A 5914-nucleotide genomic window follows, 5' to 3' on the forward strand; every position below is an offset into this window, starting at 1 on the left:
GACGAGGAGACGAAACATGTCGCTGACGCTAAGCCAGCCCATCATCATGCGCAGCGAAAAAGCGAGAGTGACCGTCCAATTGTGTGTGTCTAACAGAAATATTCCAGGTGTCCCGGTGCTGCCCGAAGTGGTTGCCACTGAATACTTGCCAAGGAGGCGCTGCCCAATCAGCTCAGGGTTATCGACAAACCCTCGCACTGCCGCGAAACTAACCTCGCGGTCTGTGACCCAGTCGTCAAAATGATGCATTAGCTCTTGCTTATTAGCCACCGGCAGCACGGACGAATTCTCAATCCGCTCCGGTAGATCCTGGTAGAGTTCGCGATAATACGGCGAGTTGGCGCTAGCGAAGGCGACGGCCTCGCTCAGCCGAGCGCGTTGTCGCTGCGCAATGGCGTTGAGACCTTGCCTTCTTGCGCAATGCGCATCGAGCAATACCGATAAGATGCTTTCGCTCATGACAAGTGAACCCACAGCAGGCGAGCGCGTGGCGATGACATTCACGTCGCACCACCGCGCAAGAGGCTCGCGAAGGTTTACAGGATCATCAGACGAAACGGCCTATAACTAACCAACCGCGCCCGACTCGCGGCGCAAGCGCTTGCGCCGCGTGGGGCGCGGAGGTTGATGCTCGCTTTCTCTGGCCGCTAGGGCGCTGGCACTGTCGGCGCTGGCCCCGTCGGGCACTGGCACTGTCGGCTCTGGTGCTGTGGCGCTCGTGGCGCGAGAGACCGTCTCGATCAACCCGCCCTTGATGTAGACCCGCACAGGCAGCTGACCCAACTCACGACTAGGTGAAAAGCGAGATCGGCTTGGGCCTTGATCTGCCTAACCGGACAACGGGCGTCGCGCTATTGGTCTATTGTGCCTGCATCGAAGCCCGGCGTCGTATTAAGGCGCCCGGCAGGATCGAGCGGGCGCTTCGCGGAAGACGCTGCTCTGCCTACGGATCTCGGCGGCGAGGAGGTCAGCGACAGGCCTCGCCGCTCGAAGCCGAAGAAGCCACTTCCTCCCAAGCTGAGCGAGAAGGCTGCCAGTGATCATACGAATGCGTCAAGCGCGGGTGATGTGCAGGGTCGGGCTGGTCCAGCGCGTTCACTTACTCCGACAACCCGATCAGGTATCGGATTACGACGAATGTCCCCGCACCAACGAAAGCGGTCAGGCCCACGGAGAACAGCCCCCTCAAAAGGTGAGCTTGCTTGGTGCTCAAGTGGAATCCCCCGCATCGTTCGTCTGCCGTTGGCAACAGAGCGCGGCATTGCAGTGAGAAGATGGCGGGCGTGGGTCTCCGGTCCCAACGAGTCCTGAGACAGAGGCCCGCCGGTTCACGCTGGCGGGCNNNNTGGCGGGATAGGAGGGCCAGACTGCGTTAGCCGCTGGAGAGGGACTTGAGCGCCGGTGCAAACCGGCGGTCAATGGAAGCGCTGATCCTGGTGACCTTGATGCGGAAAGCAGAAGCGCGGTTAAATATCGACGGATACGTCCTTATGCTGCGCATCCGATGCGACGGCCTGGAAAACGTTGGATGCGTCGCACTTGAGCAGATGGCGGCCGACTGATGGACTTTCCCTATATCTACCGCTGGGATCGGCATGGTCGGAAAGGACAATTCTGCCGCGTCCTAGCGCGTGGAAAGCTGAATAGCTGCTGCATCGAGTTCGAGGACGGCTACAAGATGATCACCCGCCGCAACGCGCTAGGTGCGCGGAGGCAACTGAGACACTGAGCGAGTTGCTTCGCAAATTCAGGCTTGCAGATTTTTTCCGCGCCGCCGGTTTAGTGCACCAGAAGGCGCGGCCGTACATCCGGCCGCGCCGATTTTTTTGACCCGTCCCCCTCCCGAGGCAGGCCTTAGGCCGCCCTTCTGATGCCGCCTTCTCTGACATCGCTCGTCGGTTTGATCTCGCCTACAAGCTCCGCGCCATGATAGACGCGCACCTTCTCGTCGGGCGCGAAGGGCCAGACCTTTTCGCGCGCAACACTTACTGCGGCTTCAAGCGTCGGCTTGACGCGGTACTCGAAATTTCGCGCCTTAACCGTGTAGGTGGTGGCCTTGGTCATGATTGGCATCCATCAATGTCCGCCCCGGCGTCGGACAATCAGCTGCGAGTCAATTCGTTCCGCGAAATTTTATTACTTTGCGTGATTTTTCGCGCATCACGCGGGCACACAGTCAGGAAATCGGCACCCCGCAACGATCGGGCCCCGTACACGCATCTGCGCCCTCGGATTTTTTTTAACGGACCAGCAGGACTGCGATGGCGGAGGCGAACCCCAGCACTAGTATGCTGGCAGCTGTTACCGCGACCAAGTCGATCGAGTTGTGGTGAAGGTGAAGGCGCATGGCGACCTCCCGCGCGTTGGCTCGCTCTCCCTTTCATTCCGAAAGTAGGGGCATATGAAAGATTTTGATTGACTTTGATTGACCTTGTGTCGCCATGGATTTTAAATTCCGAAAGTCATCCTTTCAAAAGTGGGGGATTGCCATGGCGAAATTCGGTTACGCGCGAGTGTCGACCACCGCCCAGGATTACGCCCTGCAGGTGGAGGCGCTGAAGGCCGCCGGGTGCGAGCGCATCTTCAGCGAGAAGCGCTCCGGCAAGTCACTAGACAGCAGGCCGGAGTTCAAGCGTCTCATGCGCGCCCTGACGCCCGGCGACGTGGTCGTGGTGACTCGCCTCGACCGGCTGGCGCGCTCCAGCCGTGACCTGCAGAACATCGTTCATGACCTGCTGGAAGCTGGTTGCGGCTTTACCAGCTTGGCTGAGCCGTGGTGCGACACCACCAGCCCGGCGGGCAAGTTGCTAGTGACCATCCTCGGCGGGATCAGCGAATTCGAGCGATCACTGATCCTTGCCCGCACCGAGGCCGGCATCGCCAAGGCCCGCAAGCAAGGCAAGCGGTTCGGTCGACCCTCCGCCCTTGATGCAGGCCAGCGCCGCAAGATCGCCGAGCGCTATGCTGCAGGCGAGACAATGGCCGCGCTGGCGGAAGACTACGAAGTGGGCGAGGCCACGATCTGGCGGGCCCTGCAACCGGCCGCCTGATATCACCACCACCGTCGACGGCGTGCCATCTGGCGGGCCGTTTCGTTTTGACGGCGACCCCGGCCCGCGAGCGAAGCGCGCCCATGCGCTGGCGTTCCTCGGCCGGGGCTTCCGACACCGGCAAGCGCAAAGGCCTCTCAGCGGCCAGTGGTCAGCCGCGGCGGGATCTGGGACATCATCCAGAGCTCGATCGCAGCCAGGATCGCGACCGCCGCGCCGATTACCACATGCACCGTCATCGCGGTGGTTCCCTGGAAGCCCAATACCCAGGGCGAAACCAGCGCCCACAAACCGACGACGAGGTTAAGCCACTCCTCCCACACCGCGAATGCCGCCAGCGCCGCGATTGCGAGGATCGCGATGGCGATGCCGGTGATATAGGCGTTGGTGGAGACCGTTCCGGCGTCGAAGCCGAACATCCAGGGCGAAACGAACAGAGTCGCGCCAAGGATCAGGTTTGCGACGTCGCACAGTTTTGCGTTCGTCCAGTTCGCCATCCAGTTCGCCATGACACCCTCCATTGGAAGGTTTACATGCTAATCAACAGTAAGTTCGCCGCGCTGGTTCCATCGCGGCCCGCGGCATAATGGCAAGGGACAATCCCCGCGAGGCCGCCAACTGAGGTGGCCTTACTCTTCCGCGAGTTTCGTTTCGATGTAGGCATTTACGGATTCAGCGAAGGAACGCTGCACGCCAACCACAGCATTATACTGGGCCAGAACGTCTTGCTGGATAAGCCTGAGGCCGCTCTTGCGAGCGCCCGAGGGCGTAACTTCCAGGTACTCGTTGATGGCCCTCTCAGCCAGTGGAATTGCCTTTGGGTCTCCCTTGGCGATCAGCCGCCGCAGGATCCCCTGACAAGTATCCAAGCGGGGCATACCGTGAATATGCGCCCGGGTTCGCGAAATTCAACTTCAGACACCGGGGGTTCGATACGGACAGTTTCCCGTTGTCGACGAGTCGTCAACCTCGGCCGCTCGTTCGTTTTGCAGAACGGCCCCACGACGATTTCGAAACGAGACGCCCCCTAATTTGCGGGTAATGCTTGCCGACAACAGCCGCACCACCTTGCACGACCCTGCAGCATCAAAGACAAACGTAGCCCTCGTGTCGCGAAGCTGATTCGCGGCGCCCGTGGAGCAGAGGCCCGGCCGCCATTGCCAAACAACGTCGGGCCCCTGTTCCTGGCTCCTCGGAAGGAAGGGGCGGCTCACCTTTGCGGTGGGCCGCTCCGACTCCGCATTCCAACAGTACGTCGTAGCGGGCTGATCCATCAAGCTCGGTTAGTGGTGCCGTTCATGGAGCAAATTGCAGAGCGCAGGAGCAAAATGACCTTCGATCCTGAGGAGATCGTCACATTGTACGGGCAGGGCCAAATGCCGCTTCGAACCGCTGTTCAGCGGGTCGTGGCCCAGAAGCTACACGGCTTGGACGCCACGATATTCAGGGAAGCTCAGCCGTCGCTGCTCGACCATGAGCAGATCGCGAAGCTCGCCGCAGAGTGGAGCTAGCGGCCGGTCTTTCCTGTGGACCACAGCGCTTCCACCAAAACAAGGCAGCATCGACTCAGACATGCTCCGACGGCACGCGACTCCTCTCCCGGTCGCGCACTGGGACCTTTAAGCCCTGGCCCAGCTCCCTTGGCTGGGGCTCTCTTTCGATCAACGCTATCGCTCCCCCATGAACCTTGATCGTTACGCCGGAACGGCCAGCGCTGCGGGCCTCGTATTGATCTGCTAATCATCACTTGGTTAGGCCTGTGAGGCCCGCTCCATTCGACGTGGACGGATGTCGGTGAGTTCATCAAAGTGCTTGGGTCGATCGACTGGAGGTGCGGCCGTCACCGGTGCGGTTGTGGCATGGCGCGGACTGGAAAAGTGGTGCGCCGAGACAGCCTGCATCAACGAGAACCATACGCCATGCCTGCGGGAAACCGGCGTGACGCGCTGATCGTCCCCAAAAACGAAAAGAGGCCGCCAACTGAGGCGGCCTCTTGCGCGTGTCCTTTATGCTTTTAGCGCTTGAGCTTACCGGGCGTGTAGCCTGAGGCTCCCGGAGATCCGGTTACGGGTCCATTGGACTGCATCTGATGGCCGGGGGAATAGCCTGAAGCGCCGGTCGTGCCCGTGACGGGGCCGCTGCTCTGGAACGAATGGCCCGGCGAGAAGCTGGAGGCGCCTCCGCCAAAGCTGCCGCCTGGTCCACGCGCATGGGCCGCCGAAGTGACAGCGACCAACGCAGCCGCGACTACGAACACCTTTTTCATTTTGATCCACCCTTTCTCTCTTTGATCGGTCGCCAACGATTCAGCGGCCGTCCCGGATCGGGAAAAAGTAGAAATCGGATGGCGTGTTCAAAGTAAGACGCAGTCTGGTCTTTGGTGCGAATGCGCCAAGCTCGAACGATCTATTCGAGATCGCGATCTCCTATCCTGACGGCAAGCTTACATGGGGACCTTGTGTCCCAGCTTTACCTATCGGACAGCGCGGGACTTAGCGATGAAGCGAGCATGCTCTGGATCACGATGCGCTCGACGCCGCTGATCGCGGCTCATTGCTCGTTGTCATCCTCCAAACCGCGGCGCCAACCGTAACCGCCCCAACGTGGACCGTAATAGCCATAGCTATGTCGGTATCGGTAACGCTGTCGCCACTCGTCGTCGTCATAGCGTCGGTAGTACCCGTAGGGACGGTAATAGTCACGCTGGTGCCAACAGCGCCCCCATTCGTTGCACACCCAGCGAACCTGCTCGACGTTCAACGTTGGTACGGTCGAGCGCGAGATCGGCATGGCGTCGGCACTACTCGCGGCAAGGGCGGCGAACGCCGCGGAAGAGAGTAGAATGGCAATCGGCTTTCCCATCG

At 60.7% G+C, this 5914-nt stretch carries 7 protein-coding genes and 1 pseudogene; 3 read left to right on the forward strand and 5 right to left on the reverse strand.

What is annotated here, in order from left to right:
• A pseudogene (locus tag AYJ54_RS45455) lies at nt 1-459 on the reverse strand (phenylacetate--CoA ligase family protein); the annotation flags it as partial.
• A gap of 932 nt (nt 460-1391) precedes the next feature.
• Between AYJ54_RS45455 and AYJ54_RS50995 the strand changes: the two are divergent.
• Nucleotides 1392-1562 carry a hypothetical protein gene (locus AYJ54_RS50995; RefSeq protein ID WP_161491955.1) on the forward strand — a complete coding sequence of 57 codons (171 nt, stop codon included), beginning with the start codon at nt 1392-1394 and terminating at the stop codon, nt 1560-1562.
• A 292-nt stretch (nt 1563-1854) separates the two neighbouring features.
• Here the strand turns inward: AYJ54_RS50995 and AYJ54_RS45460 are convergent, their stop codons facing one another.
• Nucleotides 1855-2064, reverse strand: a complete 210-nt coding sequence (locus AYJ54_RS45460) for a hypothetical protein (RefSeq protein ID WP_136624387.1) — start codon at nt 2062-2064, stop codon at nt 1855-1857.
• Between the two features lie 425 nt (nt 2065-2489).
• On the opposite strand from AYJ54_RS45460, the gene AYJ54_RS45465 reads away from it, so the two are divergent.
• Nucleotides 2490-3050, forward strand: a complete 561-nt coding sequence (locus AYJ54_RS45465; protein WP_063708997.1) for a recombinase family protein — start codon at nt 2490-2492, stop codon at nt 3048-3050.
• Nucleotides 3051-3187: 137 nt separating this feature from the next.
• Here the strand turns inward: AYJ54_RS45465 and AYJ54_RS45470 are convergent, their stop codons facing one another.
• Nucleotides 3188-3547 (reverse strand): SPW repeat protein, encoded by a 360-nt coding sequence (locus AYJ54_RS45470; RefSeq protein ID WP_063709002.1) that lies wholly within the window; start codon nt 3545-3547, stop codon nt 3188-3190.
• 801 nt (nt 3548-4348) lie between these two features.
• Here AYJ54_RS45470 and AYJ54_RS45480 point away from each other — a divergent pair.
• Nucleotides 4349-4561, forward strand: coding sequence for a hypothetical protein (locus AYJ54_RS45480; RefSeq protein ID WP_063709000.1), 213 nt, complete (start codon nt 4349-4351; stop codon nt 4559-4561).
• 503 nt (nt 4562-5064) lie between these two features.
• Here the strand turns inward: AYJ54_RS45480 and AYJ54_RS48620 are convergent.
• Both AYJ54_RS48620 and AYJ54_RS51745 read right to left on the reverse strand, forming a co-directional pair.
• Nucleotides 5065-5316: a hypothetical protein gene (locus AYJ54_RS48620; RefSeq protein ID WP_082905394.1), complete on the reverse strand. Its 252-nt coding sequence runs from the start codon at nt 5314-5316 to the stop codon at nt 5065-5067.
• A gap of 284 nt (nt 5317-5600) precedes the next feature.
• Nucleotides 5601-5914, reverse strand: a 314-nt coding sequence (locus AYJ54_RS51745) for a hypothetical protein (protein WP_063696015.1), incomplete at its 5' end; no start/stop codon positions are given.

The sequence above is a fragment of the Bradyrhizobium centrolobii genome (assembly GCF_001641635.1).
In the GTDB taxonomy this organism is placed as follows: domain Bacteria; phylum Pseudomonadota; class Alphaproteobacteria; order Rhizobiales; family Xanthobacteraceae; genus Bradyrhizobium; species Bradyrhizobium centrolobii.

Bases quoted from the DNA above. Each gene is read 5' to 3' on its own strand.
- AYJ54_RS45470 (WP_063709002.1), bottom strand. From the start codon at position 3,547: ATGGCGAACTGGACGAACGCAAAACTGTGCGACGTCGCAAACCTGATC.
- AYJ54_RS45465 (WP_063708997.1), top strand. From the start codon at position 2,490: ATGGCGAAATTCGGTTACGCGCGAGTGTCGACCACCGCCCAGGATTAC.
- AYJ54_RS45480 (WP_063709000.1), top strand. From the start codon at position 4,349: ATGGAGCAAATTGCAGAGCGCAGGAGCAAAATGACCTTCGATCCTGAG.
- AYJ54_RS48620 (WP_082905394.1), bottom strand. From the start codon at position 5,316: ATGAAAAAGGTGTTCGTAGTCGCGGCTGCGTTGGTCGCTGTCACTTCG.
- AYJ54_RS45460 (WP_136624387.1), bottom strand. From the start codon at position 2,064: ATGACCAAGGCCACCACCTACACGGTTAAGGCGCGAAATTTCGAGTAC.